Origin of the sequence: Corynebacterium sp. NML98-0116 (assembly GCF_001767255.1) — a bacterium.
GTDB lineage: Bacteria > Actinomycetota > Actinomycetes > Mycobacteriales > Mycobacteriaceae > Corynebacterium > Corynebacterium pseudogenitalium.
The window spans coordinates 1,858,647-1,872,391 of sequence record NZ_CP017639.1 but is presented as its reverse complement, the minus strand read 5'-3'; the positions used below and the strand labels follow the sequence as shown (position 1 = coordinate 1,872,391).

14 protein-coding genes are annotated in these 13,745 nt (G+C 62.4%); 12 read left to right on the top strand and 2 right to left on the bottom strand.

From position 1 onward, the window contains the following. The first annotated feature begins 4 nt into the window (after positions 1 to 4). The 8 genes from BJP05_RS08590 (at position 5) to BJP05_RS08555 (ending at position 6,266) form a co-directional block, all read left to right on the top strand. Positions 5 to 505, top strand: coding sequence for a hypothetical protein (locus BJP05_RS08590; protein WP_070363044.1), 501 nt, complete (start codon positions 5 to 7; stop codon positions 503 to 505). After that, complete coding sequence (gene tsaB / locus BJP05_RS08585) at positions 505 to 1,173, top strand: tRNA (adenosine(37)-N6)-threonylcarbamoyltransferase complex dimerization subunit type 1 TsaB (RefSeq protein ID WP_070363043.1); 669 nt, start codon at positions 505 to 507, stop codon at positions 1,171 to 1,173. Before BJP05_RS08590 ends, tsaB begins: the two co-directional genes overlap by 1 nt. Then, positions 1,170 to 1,643: a ribosomal protein S18-alanine N-acetyltransferase gene (gene rimI, locus BJP05_RS08580; protein WP_070363042.1), complete on the top strand. Its 474-nt coding sequence runs from the start codon at positions 1,170 to 1,172 to the stop codon at positions 1,641 to 1,643. Before tsaB ends, rimI begins: the two co-directional genes overlap by 4 nt. Continuing rightward, complete coding sequence (gene tsaD, locus BJP05_RS08575) at positions 1,640 to 2,692, top strand: tRNA (adenosine(37)-N6)-threonylcarbamoyltransferase complex transferase subunit TsaD (protein ID WP_070363041.1); 1,053 nt, start codon at positions 1,640 to 1,642, stop codon at positions 2,690 to 2,692. The genes rimI and tsaD overlap by 4 nt, the downstream gene beginning before the upstream one ends. Before the next feature lie 166 nt (positions 2,693 to 2,858). Next, positions 2,859 to 3,158 carry a co-chaperone GroES gene (gene groES / locus BJP05_RS08570; protein ID WP_070363040.1) on the top strand — a complete coding sequence of 100 codons (300 nt, stop codon included), beginning with the start codon at positions 2,859 to 2,861 and terminating at the stop codon, positions 3,156 to 3,158. Between the two features lie 21 nt (positions 3,159 to 3,179). Continuing rightward, complete coding sequence (gene groL / locus BJP05_RS08565) at positions 3,180 to 4,790, top strand: chaperonin GroEL (RefSeq protein ID WP_070363039.1); 1,611 nt, start codon at positions 3,180 to 3,182, stop codon at positions 4,788 to 4,790. A 136-nt stretch (positions 4,791 to 4,926) separates the two neighbouring features. Next, complete coding sequence (locus BJP05_RS08560; RefSeq protein WP_070363038.1) at positions 4,927 to 5,511, top strand: sigma-70 family RNA polymerase sigma factor; 585 nt, start codon at positions 4,927 to 4,929, stop codon at positions 5,509 to 5,511. Next, a complete protein-coding gene (locus BJP05_RS08555) occupies positions 5,508 to 6,266 on the top strand; it encodes a hypothetical protein (protein ID WP_070363037.1) in 759 nt (252 codons plus the stop codon). Before BJP05_RS08560 ends, BJP05_RS08555 begins: the two co-directional genes overlap by 4 nt. On the opposite strand, the gene BJP05_RS08550 is transcribed toward BJP05_RS08555, so the two are convergent. Beyond that, the gene (locus tag BJP05_RS08550) at positions 6,263 to 6,685 is read right to left on the bottom strand and encodes a DUF5319 domain-containing protein (protein WP_070363036.1); all 423 of its coding nucleotides are present in this window, start codon (positions 6,683 to 6,685) and stop codon (positions 6,263 to 6,265) included. The genes BJP05_RS08555 and BJP05_RS08550 overlap by 4 nt on opposite strands. Positions 6,686 to 6,789: 104 nt before the next feature. Between BJP05_RS08550 and guaB the strand changes: the two genes are divergently transcribed. From guaB to guaA, 4 genes are all read left to right on the top strand, one after another. After that, positions 6,790 to 8,313 carry an IMP dehydrogenase gene (guaB, locus tag BJP05_RS08545; RefSeq protein ID WP_070363035.1) on the top strand — a complete coding sequence of 508 codons (1,524 nt, stop codon included), beginning with the start codon at positions 6,790 to 6,792 and terminating at the stop codon, positions 8,311 to 8,313. Between the two features lie 36 nt (positions 8,314 to 8,349). Continuing rightward, the gene (locus BJP05_RS08540) at positions 8,350 to 9,504 is read left to right on the top strand and encodes a GuaB3 family IMP dehydrogenase-related protein (protein WP_070363034.1); all 1,155 of its coding nucleotides are present in this window, start codon (positions 8,350 to 8,352) and stop codon (positions 9,502 to 9,504) included. Between the two features lie 24 nt (positions 9,505 to 9,528). Then, positions 9,529 to 10,821: a PAS domain-containing protein gene (locus BJP05_RS08535; RefSeq protein ID WP_070363033.1), complete on the top strand. Its 1,293-nt coding sequence runs from the start codon at positions 9,529 to 9,531 to the stop codon at positions 10,819 to 10,821. Positions 10,822 to 11,033: 212 nt separating this feature from the next. Further along, entirely contained in the window at positions 11,034 to 12,587 is a 1,554-nt protein-coding gene (gene guaA / locus BJP05_RS08530; RefSeq protein WP_084028614.1) for a glutamine-hydrolyzing GMP synthase, read from the top strand. A gap of 1 nt (position 12,588) precedes the next feature. Here the strand turns inward: guaA and BJP05_RS08525 are convergent, their stop codons facing one another. Beyond that, positions 12,589 to 13,665, bottom strand: coding sequence for a PspC domain-containing protein (locus BJP05_RS08525; protein WP_070363031.1), 1,077 nt, complete (start codon positions 13,663 to 13,665; stop codon positions 12,589 to 12,591). Positions 13,666 to 13,745: the final 80 nt, after the last annotated feature.

Sequence of the window (13,745 nt, the reverse complement as noted above, 5' to 3'; positions counted from 1 at the left end):
GGCCATGCTGAAGCTGAACAATACTAGCCGTGGTTGGGTCGCTATTGCGTGTGCACTGTGGGTGATTGTGCTCGTTGCTCTAATTTTCATCCCACTGACCAAGCCGTCCCCAATGGCGGCTGCGACGCCAACGAATTCTCTTTCCCGCTCCCTTGAAGAGGTCAAGCCTGGTGGCGAAGCCGTTGCGGGCCAGCTCATCGACCTGACTCGCGTCTACGACAAGGACTACATCGGGTTCACCACGCTGTGCCCGAACGAGCCGGACCAGCTGCTGCTGAGCAAGCTGCAGGCGCTGAACCTTGACCAGGACCGCTTCGATTTCTCCGGCGACTGGGGTTACATGCTGCTGTTCGACGAGGACCAGAACGCGGAGATCGACCTGGACAAGGTGGAGCTTTCCAAGGTGAACATCTGCTCCATCCCGCAGTCGGAGATGTTCCCAATGAATACGCCGCTGCCGTTCCACAAGGACGGTAACGGCTGGGTCATGGGAGTAGCGGCTTAATGCTGACGCTGGCGCTCGATACAGCCACGCACGACCTCGTTGTCGGCGTGGGCGAGCAACAGTCGCGCCGCGTGGATGCACAGCGGGTAATCAGAACCCGCTCGCATAACGAACTTTTGGTCCCCACTGTCAACGAACTACTGGCGGAAGCGGGCTGCACCTACGGTGCGCTCGAAGCCGTCGTTGTTGGCGTGGGGCCTGGCCCGTTTACGGGGCTTCGCGTAGGCATGGCCACCGCGTCCGCCTTCGGGCAGGCGCTGGGTGTGCCGGTGTACGGGGTCTGCACCCACGACGCCATCGCCGCGGAAGCCGGGGACACCACCGGGAAAAGCGTGCTAGTGGTCACTGATGCGCGCCGCCGCGAGGTGTACTGGAGCCTCTACCGTGACGGACAGCGCGTCGACGGCCCACACGTCAGCGCAGCCAGCGCGATCGACGTTGAGGGTGACGCCGTTGACATGCTCGTCGTCCCGGACGCGCTGCGTGAGACTGTGACTGTCGCGGCTGGTGAGGTACGCGATCTCGCGCCGGGTGTTCGCGGCTTGCTCGCCGCGTGCGATCCATCAGATACGCCGGAGCCACTCACACCGCTGTACCTGCGCCGCCCGGACGCCGTGCCGCCGAAGCCGCGCCCGCGCTCTGCTGCGCTGCCGGACATCAAACTGTGAATATCCGGGAGCTCACACCCAGCGACGCAGACGCAGTCGCGGCGCTGGAGGCGGTGCTGTTCGCTGGCGAGACCCCGTGGTCGCGGGAGGTGCTGCTGACGCAGTTCGCGCAGCCGTACACGTTTTACATCGGTGCTTTCGACGACGAGGGCGCACTTCTGGGGTATGCGGGCCTTGCGATGCTGGGGCCGCGCAACGACCCGGAGTTCGAAATTCACACCATCGGCGTCGCGCCCGAGGTGCAGCGCCGCGGGGTGGGCAGGGAGCTGATGGACCAGCTCGTCCACACCGCCGACCTTCTCGACGGCCCGATGTTCCTCGAGGTGCGCACCGACAACTCCGCGGCGCTTGGCATGTACGAGCGCTACGGCTTTTCCGTGGTTGGCACCCGAAAGAATTACTATCAACCTTCTGGCGCGGACGCGTTTTCCATGATGCGTCCGCGGAAGATCGAAAGGGAGCAGGCATGATTGTTGCCGGGATTGAGTCCTCATGCGACGAGACGGCCGTTGGCATTGTCGACGTCCACTCCGACGGCACCATGGAGATCCTTGCGAACCAGGTGGCGTCTTCGATGGAGCAGCACGCACGCTTTGGTGGCGTGGTGCCCGAGATCGCGTCGCGTGCCCACCTTGAGGCGATGCCGCAAGTGATGGCCGCGGCACTGGAAGAGGCCGGTATCGATGCCCCGGACGTGGTTGCGGCGACGATCGGGCCTGGTCTTGCCGGCGCGCTGCTGGTCGGCGCGTCCGCTGCGAAGGCCTACGCGGCGGCGTGGGGTGTGCCGTTTTACGCCGTGAACCACTTGGGTGGGCACGTGGCGGTGGCGAACCTGGAGGGGCAGGAGCGGCTTCCGCACTCGGTGGCACTGCTGGTCTCTGGTGGGCATACGCAGTTGTTGGAGGTTGAGGCCGTTGGCAAGCCGATGCGCGAGCTTGGCTCCACCCTTGATGACGCCGCCGGCGAGGCCTACGACAAGGTCTCGCGCCTGCTTGGGCTTGGCTACCCGGGCGGCCCGGTCATCGACCGCTTGGCGGCGAAGGGTAACCCGGATGCGATTCCGTTCCCGCGCGCGCTCAGTAAGGCTGACGATCTGCGGGGCGAGCACCGCTTCGACTTCTCGTTCTCCGGCTTGAAGACTGCCGTGGCGCGCTACGTGGAAAAGGCGGAGCGCGAAGGCTGGGTGGTCAACGTGGAGGACGTGTGCGCGTCGTTCCAGGAGGCGGTGTGTGACGTGCTCGTGCGCAAGGCGCTGCTGGCACTGGAGGAGACCGGTGCGAAGACGCTGTTGCTCGGCGGCGGGGTGGCGGCGAACAGTCGCCTGCGAGGACTTGCCCAAGAACGTTGCGAGAAGGCTGGCGTGGAGCTGCGTGTACCGCGCTTCGGGCTGTGCACCGATAACGGCGTGATGATCGCGGCGTTGGCGGGCCAGCTCATCCATGAGGGGGCCAAGCCTTCGGAGCTGTCCGTGGCGACGGATACGTCGTTGGAAGTGGAGATCCCGCTCGTTCACCAGTAAAGATTGGTGAGTGTCGTCACAATGTTGAGTGTTAGCACTCGCAGGGGTAGAGTGCTAACAAGGTTGTGGAGAGCGCAGTTGTACACCCGCGACGACGGCTGGGCCTTCAAATAACCGCAAAACTACTGAACTGATAGATACAACATTGAAGGAAGGCGTTCAGATCATGGCAAACGTCAACATCAAGCCACTGGAAGACAAGGTTCTGGTACAGATCGCTGAGGCGGAGACCACGACGGCATCCGGCCTGGTTATCCCTGATTCCGCTGCTGAGAAGCCACAGGAGGCAGTTGTTATCGCTGTCGGCCCTGGCCGCTTGGATGAGCAGGGCAAGCGCATTGCTGTCGACGTCAACGAGGGCGACACCGTGATCTTCTCCAAGTACGGCGGCACCGAGCTGAAGTACAACGGTGAAGAGTACTTGCTGCTTTCCGCTCGCGACCTGCTGGCCGTCGTCGAAAAGTAATTGAAGGGGGCGTAGCCACCAATGGCAAAACTTATTGCATTTCATCAGGAGGCCCGCGAAGGCATCAAGAAGGGCGTTGACACTTTGGCGGATACCGTCAAGGTCACTCTTGGCCCGCGTGGCCGAAACGTTGTGCTTTCGAAGTCGTGGGGTGGCCCGACCGTTACCAACGACGGTGTGACGATCGCCCGCGACATCGACCTCGAGGAGCCGTTTGAGAACCTCGGTGCGCAGCTGGTGAAATCCGTCGCAGTGAAGACGAACGACATCGCCGGTGACGGCACCACGACCGCGACGCTGCTCGCGCAGGCGCTGGTCACCGAGGGGCTGCGCAACGTCGCTGCTGGTGCGAACCCGATCCAGCTCAACAAGGGCATCCAGGCTGCGGCTGAGAAGGTCATCGAAGAGCTGAAGTCGCGTGCGACGGAGGTTTCTTCGTCCGCCGAGATCGCCAACGTTGCCACCGTTTCCTCCCGCGACCCTGAGGTCGGCGAGATGGTTGCCGGTGCGATGGACAAGGTCGGCAAGGACGGCGTCGTCACCGTCGAGGAGTCCCAGACGATCGACTCCTTTGTCGACGTCACCGAGGGTGTCTCCTTCGACAAGGGCTTCCTGTCGCCGTACTTTATGACGGACCCTGACGCCGGCCAGGCGGTGCTGGAAAACGCCCGCGTGCTGCTGGTCCGTAACAAGATTTCCTCGCTGCCGGACTTCCTTCCGCTGCTGGAAAAGGTTGCGGAGGCATCCGTCCCGCTGCTGATCATCGCCGAGGACGTCGACGGTGAGCCGCTGCAGACGCTCGTGGTGAACACGCTGCGCAAGTCCCTGAAGGTTGTCGCCGTGAAGTCGCCGTACTTCGGCGAGCGCCGCAAGGCCTTTATGGATGACTTGGCTGTAGTGACCAATGCGACGGTCATCGACCCTGAGGTTGGCATGGCGCTCAAGGACGCCACGCTGGATGACCTCGGCTCGGTGCGCCGCGTCACCGTGACCAAGGACGACACCGTGCTTGTCGACGGGGCCGGTTCCGCTGAGAACGTCGAGGAGCGTCGCAACCAGATCCGCCGCGACATCGAGGCGACGGACTCCACCTGGGACAAGGAGAAGATGGAGGAGCGCCTGGCGAAGCTGTCGGGTGGCGTCGCCGTCATCCGCGTCGGTGCCGCGACTGAGACCGAGGTCAACGAGCGCAAGCTGCGCGTCGAGGACGCCATCAACGCTGCCCGCGCGGCAGTCGAAGAGGGCATTATCGCCGGTGGCGGTTCCGCACTGGTCCAGATCGCACGCGACCTGGAGGAGTACGCGGAGTCCTTCGAGGGCGAGCAGAAGACCGGCGTGTTGGCGGTTGCCCGCGCGCTGGTGAAGCCGGCGTTCTGGATTGCGGACAACGCTGGGCTGGACGGCTCAGTTGTCGTGTCGAAGATCGCAGACATGGCGAACGACGAAGGCTTCAACGCCGCAACGATGGAGTACGGCAACCTGGTTGAGCAGGGCATCATTGACCCTGTGAAGGTGACGCACTCCGCGGTTGTCAACGCTTGCTCGGTAGCCCGCATGGTGCTGACCACGGAGGTTTCTGTGGTGAACAAGCCGGAAGAAGCTGAGGAACACGCACACGGTCACGCGCACTAATTAGTGTTTGTGACGAGGGGAGCCCGGACGGATACATGCCGTTCGGGCTTTTGCGTGCCTGATGGGTCAGGCTTTGGGAATGGCATGCTCGGCGCTGTACCCTTAGGCGATACTGGAAAGGAGTCGGGCGTCGCGTATGAGCGGTATAGATACTGATGACGTGAATGCGCAGCTTGCGCAACTGCTGCCTGCTGCACAGTCCGGTGATGATCGGGCGACGCAGCGCGTCGTTGCGCTCATTTATCCATTTGTGCTGCGCTACGCCCGCGCCCGCATTGGCGGTGGGCGCACCCCGACCCCGGAAGACGTTACGCAGGACGTGTGCTTTGCAGTAGTCAAGGCGCTCAGTACCTATAAGGACCAGGGCAAGCCGTTCATGGCATTCGTGTACGGGATTGCATTTAATAAGGTGACGGATGCGCACCGCAGCTATGCGCGAGACCGAATGCTGCCTACCGAAGATATCCCCGATGGGGTATCGCAAGAGGCGGATCCAGAGGGATATGCGCTGGATGTCGACGCGAGTAACAAAATGCGCGAGCTGCTCGATGTACTCAATGAGAAGGCGCGAAATATCATTATTCTTCGCGTATTTGTTGGCCTTTCGGCGGAAGAAACAGCAGAGATTGTTGGCGGGACAGCTGGGTCGGTTCGTGTCGCACAGCACCGTGCCCTGGCTCGCCTGCGTGAGGCCCTTGAAGAAGAGGAGTCTGCGAAATGACACGTGATGCTCACCGTATCCCGCAGTTTGATGAGCTGTTGGCGGATGACGCCCTGTTGACCAAAGCGTCACGTGGAGAGGACCCTAGCGACGGCACCGATCCGCTTTTGGGCCTGATGGGTGCGCTGCGCGAGGACGTCGAGCGTCCGATGCCGGAGCCGCCATACATAGCGCCCGTGGCGGCGCCTGCGCGCAAGCAGATGAACCCGTGGCTCAGTGGGCTTGTGGGCGCGGCAGCAGCCACCGCAATCGTTGTTGGAAGTGGGGCAGTGTTGTACAACGCGACTCCTGATTCCCCTCTGTGGCCAGTAGCCTCAACCGTGTTCGGAGAGCGTGCGTCGGTCATGGAGCTTGCGAGCACGCTCGACGAGATGGAAGTAGCCAGCGATGAGGGTAACGGCGACGCTGTGCGTGCCCTGGTGTTACAGGCCAAGGCATTGCTTGACTCCATGGATGTGAAGAAGACGCAAGGGTCTGAGCCCACGGTGGCGTCGACAATCCCCGAGGTGACGGTGACGCGCACCGTGACTGTGACGGTGACACCTGAGCCGCGCGAACCGGTGACGGTGACGCAGGTGGTCACGGAGCAGCCTGCCGTCGAGCAGCATTCCTCCGCGCAGCCGACAGCGAGTGCGGAACCGAGCGGTGCGCACGTGCCGGCTACTACAGGCAAGGACGCCGCGCCGGAATCGCCAGTGGCGACGACCTCCCCCAAGCCGGTTGAGCCCCCGGCGTCAGCCTCGCCGCAGCACTAGCGCCCGGCGGACTCGATGCCATCCATGTACCCCAGCGCGTAATCCCACGTGACATAGGCGTTGACGTCCGGGTTAGCGCTTGGTTCGTGGACGGGCGGCAGCGCGTTGTTGAGCGTGGAGATCATGTTTTGCTCCATGATGTCCCAGTCGTAGTAGTGCGTCTGCTCGCAGTCTTCACACATGAAGAAGATCCCGAGGATGCCGCGGGGGCGCAGGATACGTTGTGCGTCGCGGACGTGGGCGAGGTCGTGAATGATCGCCTGCCGCTCCTCGCTGCTTAAGGGCTCCGGCTGTTCGTCGTCCTCGATGAACGATGCCGGGTCGTTCGGGTCGTTTGCGAACGGGTCGAGTGGCATCATGTCGTCGTAATTCACACCGATCAGCCTATTGTGTGGGGAGTAGCAAGGCCAATTAGCCATGTGCGTTGGGATTTTTCGACGCCGCTGTGTGTCGTGTCGCGCGACGTTATATCATGGCTGAAAACCAATGTCGGGTACACCGCGCGCGGAAGGAGAAGTTGTCAATGGCAAACGAGCGAGTTCTTACAGGTGGGGATGACCCGCACAAGGTTGCACTGCGGGGCTTGACCTTTGATGATGTGCTGCTGCTGCCAGCCGAGTCTCACATTGTGCCGGCCGAAGTGAGCACGAGCTCGCAGTTCAGCCGCAACATCAAGCTGGGTATCCCGATCGCATCGGCTGCGATGGATACGGTCACGGAGTCGCGGATGGCGATCGCGATGGCGCGCCAGGGTGGCATTGGCGTGCTCCACCGTAACCTGAGCGCTCAGGACCAGGCGGAGCAGGTTGACATCGTAAAGCGTTCTGAGTCCGGCATGGTCACCAACCCGGTGACCGCCACACCAGACATGACGATTCGTGACGTCGACGCGCTGTGCGGCCGTTTCCACATCTCGGGCCTGCCGGTGATCGACGCCGACGAGCGCCTGGTGGGCATCATCACCAACCGCGATATGCGCTTCGAGCCGGACTACGACCGCAAGGTCGCAGAGGTGATGACACCGATGCCGCTGGTTGTGGCGGATGAGGGCGTCGATAAGCAGGAGGCACTCGCGCTGCTGTCGGCGAACAAGGTGGAGAAGCTGCCGATCGTGGACAAGGCAGGCAAGCTGGTTGGCCTGATCACGGTGAAGGACTTCGTGAAGAGCGAGCAGTACCCGAACGCGTCGAAGGACTCGAACGGCCGTCTGCTTGTTGCCGCTGGTATCGGCACTGGTGAAGAGTCCTACGAGCGTGCCGCGCTGCTCGTTGAGGCGGGTGTCGACGCCCTCGTCGTCGACTCTGCGCACGCACATAACAACCGCGTGCTGGAGATGGTGTCCCGTGTGAAGAAGGACTTCGGCGACCGCGTTGACGTCGTCGGCGGCAACCTGGCAACGCGCGAAGCCGCGCAGGCCATGATCGATGCCGGTGCGGACGCGATCAAGGTCGGCATCGGTCCTGGCTCCATTTGCACCACCCGCGTTGTTGCGGGCGTCGGAGCACCACAGATCACGTCCATCCTGGAGGCTTCCGTACCTGCTCACAAGGCCGGAGTACCGATCATCGCAGACGGTGGCATGCAGTTCTCCGGGGACGTTGCTAAGGCCCTCGCCGCTGGCGCATCGACCGTCATGCTCGGCTCCATGCTCGCAGGCACCACTGAGGCACCCGGTGACGTCGTGGTTGTTGGGGGTAAGCAGTACAAGCGCTACCGCGGCATGGGCTCGATGGGCGCGATGCAGGGCCGTGGCCTGACCGGCGAAAAGCGCTCCTTCTCCAAGGACCGCTACTTCCAGGCAGACGTCACCAGCGAAGACAAGCTGGTGCCGGAGGGCGTCGAGGGCCGCGTTCCGTTCCGCGGAGATATCGACGCCATCACCCACCAGATCGTCGGTGGTCTGCGCGCCGCGATGGGCTACACCGGCTCCGCCTCGATCGCAGAACTGCAGACGAAGCAGTTCGTCCAAATCACCACGGCTGGCTTGCGCGAATCGCACCCGCATGACATCACGCAAACGGTTGCAGCGCCGAACTACCACAACTAATCCTTTCTGACTGGCTCCTGAAGGAGAGAACCTGACATGCGTGAATATGTAGAAATTGGCATCGGACGCGAAGCCCGCAAGGCCTACGACCTTGACGATCTGACCCTGGTTCCGACGCGGCGCACCCGCTCGTCGAAGGACGTCAACACGGAGTGGCACATCGACGCCTACTCCTTTGACATGCCGCTCGTATCCCACCCGACCGATGCCCTGGCGAGCCCCGAGTTCGCCATCGAGATGGGTAAGCAGGGTGGACTTGCGGTGCTCAACGCCGAGGGCATCCTGGGCCGCCACGCGAACTTCGAAGAGGCGATCAACGAGGTCTGCGGACAGGCGCCAAATCCCAAGGACCTCGAGCAGGAGAACTACCACGAGATTCCTAGCAAGATTGCCAAGGCTACGGCGACGCTGCAGAAACTCCATCAGGCGCCAATTAATTTGGACGTGTTGAGTGAGCGCATTGCGCAGGTCCGCGCGTCGGGCGCGACCGTCGCTGTGCGCGTGAGCCCGCAGAACGTGCGCGAGCTTGCCCCTGCAGTGATCAAGGCCGGTGCAGAGATCCTGTTCGTGCAGGGTACGTTGATTTCCGCCGAGCACGTGCAGCCCGGTGGGGAACCGCTGAACTTGAAGGAGTTCATCGGCTCCCTCGACGTTCCGGTCATCGCAGGTGGTGTCTTCGACTACACGACGGCCACGCACCTGATGCGTGCTGGCGCTGCCGGCGTGATTGTTGGTTCGGGTCGTTCCTCTTCCGGCCTGGCGCTGGACGTTCCCCTTGCAACTGCGATTGCTGACGTGGCTGCAGCTCGCCGCGACTACTTGGACGAGACCGGTGGCCGTTATGTCCACGTCATCGCTGATTCGGCACCGTCGAACGCCGGGGACATCGCGTTGGCACTCGCCATGGGCGCCGACGCCGTCATGGTAGGCAGTCTGTTTGCGAAGGCGAACGAGGCCGCTGCTGGCGGCGCGTATTGGGAACCGGCGGCTGCGCACCCGCGCTTCCCGCGCGGCGAGGTTGCCAACTGGGAGTTCGGCGATCGTCTTCCGCTGTCTGAGATTTTGTTCGGTCCATCGAGCGATTCGGGCGCTGCCACGAACTTAGTGGGCGGTTTGCGCCGTATTATGGCGAAATGTGGGTACACTGATCTCAAGTCGTTCCAAAAGGTCGACGTGACCGTCCGCCCGTAAACAGATTGACCTAATATATCGAATATGGCCTACGAAGTAGTTATTAAACGAGATGCCCCTGACGGCCCACACCACGAGGTTGATGTCAACCACATCTTCTTCTCGGTGACGGACAGCAAGGGCATTATGACCCATGTCAATGAGGTCTTTATTCACTACGCGCAGTATCCCGAAGTCGAGATGATCGGGAAGCCACACAATCTCATTCGCCATATTGAGATGCCTGGTGGCGCGTTCAAGCTGATGTGGGATGTCATTGAAGATGGCCGACCGTTCGCAGGCTATGTTCGCAACCGCGCAAAGAGTGGTTCCGCGTACGACGTGTTTGCTACGGTGACGCCTCTGCCAAACGGCGATTACCTCTCTGTGCGTACCCGTCCGATGACCGAGTTGTTCCAGGTCGTTGGCGACGTGTACCAGGCGGTGAACGACGTTGAGTGGAAGGCGCGCCACGAGGGCGTTGGTCGTCGTCGCCGCGCAGAGCTCGGCTTGGCCAAGCTGCAGGAGCTTGTGCCTGATTACGACGCCTTCGTTGCTGAAGCGCTGCCGGCCGAGGTGTTGGCGCGTGAGGAAGCAGGCTTCGACCTGCCAGAAGGCACCGGTGAGGTGTACGAGGCCACCAAGCGCCTCTACCGCGAACTGGACCGCTTTATGGAAATCCAGTCGTCCATTAAGGAAGCCGCCGAAGAACTGGCAAAGGCCAGCCAGACTCTGGTGGAAGAAAACGCTGTGACCAACAGCGTGAAGGGCGAGATGGAAAACGTGATGGCGGAGGGCGCTGCTCGTACGCTGCTGCTTGCGCCGCTGCAGGTGTGGGCGACGATGCGTGGCATTATCGACGAAAACGCGCAGTCGCTCAACGAGGTCGCTGGCGAGTTGGCAAAGAAGGCGGCGACCGCGCGCATGGCGATTGCGCTGGCTCGTTTGCATACGGCGCAGACCGCGATCTTCTCTCTTGAGGAAAACCGTGGTGAGGTGTTGTCCATGCTGTTCGACGCTCTCGAAGTAGACGTGAAGCAGATGGATGACGCGGTCTTCCTGCACTCCTCCTTGGCGAACCGCGTAGACCTGAAGGTGAACTCGATTTCCGAGCTGACAAAGATGCCGCTCGAGATGATTCGCCGTTGGTCCCAGACGACGGCGCAGGAGCCGTTCGGCGAGAACATCGAGCCGCTTGTTGCTCAGGTGCACCGCGCTATCCAGGCTGCTGATAACTCTATCGAGCGCCTGCACGCTTCCTCGCAGAAGCTGGGCTCCGACCCGGCGATTGACGGGGTGCACGATGCGCTGGAGAACCTGCGTGCGCTGCTGAAGTAGTCTGTTGTAACGTCGCAACGCTGAAGACACCACCCGCCAAGCGGGTGGTGTTTTGTTGTTTCGAAGGGATTCCCGCACCAGATTCCAGTATTTCGGCCGGGTGCATTGGCGTTTCCCCAGGTCCCGAATTGTGCGCGCGGGAATGTGGTGCGCAGGACACTGTCATCGGGCTCACGTACACATTAGGTGCTGCGTAGGTTAAGATTTGGTGCGTGACTACAGCTCAAACTCGCCCTGTTCTTGTTGTTGATTTCGGTGCGCAGTACGCGCAGCTCATTGCGCGTCGTGTGCGTGAGGCGCACGTGTTCTCCGAAGTCGTTCCGTCCACGATCTCCGCTGCGGAGGTGAAGGAGAAGCAGCCGCTGGCGCTTGTCCTATCCGGTGGCCCGTCGTCCGTGTATGAGGATGGCGCTCCGCAGTTGGACCCTGAGGTTTTCGAGTTGGGGATTCCGATCTTCGGCATCTGCTACGGCTTCCAGGTGATGACGCGGGCGCTCGGCGGAAAGGTTGAGCAGACCGGCGCCCGTGAGTACGGTCGCACGTCGATGGACGTCAAGGGCGGCGTGCTGCACGCCGGCTTGCCGGAGGAGCACAAGGTGTGGATGAGCCACGGCGATTCGGTGACGCAGGCTCCGGAGGGCTTCGAGGTCACCGCGTCTTCGAAGGGTGCGCCGGTCGCCGCGTTCGAGAACGTGGAGCGCAAGTTCGCCGGTGTGCAGTACCACCCGGAGGTGATGCACTCGCCGCACGGCCAGGAGGTGCTGACGCGCTTCCTCACCGAGATTGCTGGTCTGGAGCAGAACTGGACGGCATCCAATATTGCGGAGCAGCTCATTGAGCAGGTTCGCACCCAGGTTGGCGACGGCTACGCCATCTGTGGTCTGTCCGGTGGTGTGGACTCGGCTGTTGCTGCGGCGCTGGTGCAGCGTGCGATCGGGGACCGCCTGACCTGTGTGTTCGTGGACCACGGCCTGCTGCGTCAGGGTGAGCGCGAGCAGGTGGAGAAGGACTTCGTCGCCGCGACCGGCGCGAAGCTGGTCACCGTGGACGAGCGCAAGGCCTTCCTGGACAAGTTGTCTGGTGTGACCGAGCCGGAGGCCAAGCGCAAGGCGATCGGTGCGGAGTTCATCCGTTCCTTCGAGCGCGCTGTGGCTGATGTGTTGTCGGACCACAAGGTTGATTACCTGGTGCAGGGCACGCTGTACCCAGACGTCGTGGAGTCTGGCGGCGGCACCGGCACCGCGAACATTAAGAGCCACCACAACGTGGGCGGCCTGCCGGACGACGTCGAGTTCGAGCTGGTCGAGCCGCTTCGTCTGCTGTTTAAGGACGAGGTCCGCGCGGTCGGCCGCGAGCTGGGCCTGCCTGAGGTGATCGTGAACCGTCAGCCGTTCCCGGGCCCGGGCCTGGGCATCCGGATCATCGGTGAGGTCACCGAGGAGCGCCTGGAAACCCTGCGCGCTGCTGACGCGATTGCTCGCGAGGAGCTGACCAAGGCTGGACTGGATGACCAGATTTGGCAGTGCCCGGTTGTGCTGCTGGCCGATGTGCGTTCGGTTGGTGTGCAGGGCGATGGCCGCACCTACGGCCACCCAATTGTGCTGCGCCCTGTCGCATCTGAGGACGCGATGACCGCGGACTGGGTACGCATCCCGTACGAGACGCTGGAGGTCATCTCGACCCGCATCACCAACGAGGTGGCGGATGTCAACCGCGTGGTGCTGGACGTGACCTCCAAGCCGCCGGCCACCATCGAGTGGGAGTAAGTCAGTTTCTTTCGCCCGCGTCCTCGCGGGCGTAGTACGCGGACACGGATCCGACGCGCTGCGACACGTTAATCGTGAGTAGTGCGCTGTCTGTGTTCGCGTTTTGTCGTTCTTCGGGGCATGCGGCCTCGCCGATGTTCACCTTGCAGTTGATGTCGACGGGGACGTTTTCCGGCAGGATGATATCGGTGCTGCCGATGTTGTTCGCAATGTTGACCGTTTTCGGCTCACTCAGCGGTTCGAGATCGGTGAAGTCGATGTAGGACTCGCCGATGAAGTCGGGGGTGCCCATTGGGTCTGGTAGCTCGTCGACGTCGTACACGGTGATGTACGCGCTGCCGAAGCGGCTGTAATTGCCAAGTCGCACTTCGCTGGTGGCCCCCAGCGCAAACACTGTTGCCGTTGTCAGCACCAGCGTGACGGGGATCCACAGCCAGTAGCGCTTCTTTGGTCGCGCACGCTCCGGCGCTGGCTCGGTTGGTTCGGGTAGGTGCCACAGCCCGGGTGCCGCGCCGAGCGGGTCCCACGCGGGTGGCGTGCCAGGATGCTCGTAGCCTTCGGACACGGTGAGGTGCGAGGTGTCCACGGTGGGGCCTTCGCTTGTCGGCGCCTCCTCGGGGTTCATTGCCAGCAGTCCTGCCGGGGGCTCGGGTCGGCGCTGGTGAGCGAGGTACCAGCCGAGCGAGAACAACACGAACGTAACGAGCACCCCGTTGAGATCGCCTGCGGCTGAGACAGATGGGAAGAAGACCACTAGGCCAAGCAGCAGCCACCAACCGGTGCTGCGGTCCTTCTTCTCCGGTTCGGTGAGTTGTTCTTTCGGCGTGATAATTGCGTTCCACGGGCTGCGGGTCATGCCGAAGCGTGGCATGTTGATCCAGCACAGCAGGTAGAGGAAGAGGCCACCACCGAATATGAGTGCAAGTGCTACGAAGATAACGCGGATCAGTGTCGGGTCGATTTGGTAGCGGGCGCCGATGCCTTCGCAGACGCCGCCGATGGCAGCCTTGCCGCCCTGGTCCTTTGGGATGCGGGGTGGGCGGGTCTCCCACATGCGCTTCAGTGTGTTGGTTTCCATGTCTTTATTGTCCCGTGGTGGGCCCGCGGGCGGTATCGGGAATGACCCTGATTTTTGATTTCAGGGTTTACCCCGATGTG

Coding starts and splice junctions, on each gene's coding strand:
- BJP05_RS08550 (WP_070363036.1), bottom strand. CDS start 6,685: ATGGCTAATTGGCCTTGCTACTCCCCACACAATAGGCTGATCGGTGTG.
- BJP05_RS08555 (WP_070363037.1), top strand. CDS start 5,508: ATGACACGTGATGCTCACCGTATCCCGCAGTTTGATGAGCTGTTGGCG.
- tsaB (WP_070363043.1), top strand. CDS start 505: ATGCTGACGCTGGCGCTCGATACAGCCACGCACGACCTCGTTGTCGGC.
- groL (WP_070363039.1), top strand. CDS start 3,180: ATGGCAAAACTTATTGCATTTCATCAGGAGGCCCGCGAAGGCATCAAG.
- guaB (WP_070363035.1), top strand. CDS start 6,790: ATGGCAAACGAGCGAGTTCTTACAGGTGGGGATGACCCGCACAAGGTT.
- BJP05_RS08590 (WP_070363044.1), top strand. CDS start 5: ATGCTGAAGCTGAACAATACTAGCCGTGGTTGGGTCGCTATTGCGTGT.
- BJP05_RS08560 (WP_070363038.1), top strand. CDS start 4,927: ATGAGCGGTATAGATACTGATGACGTGAATGCGCAGCTTGCGCAACTG.
- BJP05_RS08540 (WP_070363034.1), top strand. CDS start 8,350: ATGCGTGAATATGTAGAAATTGGCATCGGACGCGAAGCCCGCAAGGCC.
- tsaD (WP_070363041.1), top strand. CDS start 1,640: ATGATTGTTGCCGGGATTGAGTCCTCATGCGACGAGACGGCCGTTGGC.
- groES (WP_070363040.1), top strand. CDS start 2,859: ATGGCAAACGTCAACATCAAGCCACTGGAAGACAAGGTTCTGGTACAG.
- BJP05_RS08535 (WP_070363033.1), top strand. CDS start 9,529: ATGGCCTACGAAGTAGTTATTAAACGAGATGCCCCTGACGGCCCACAC.
- BJP05_RS08525 (WP_070363031.1), bottom strand. CDS start 13,665: ATGGAAACCAACACACTGAAGCGCATGTGGGAGACCCGCCCACCCCGC.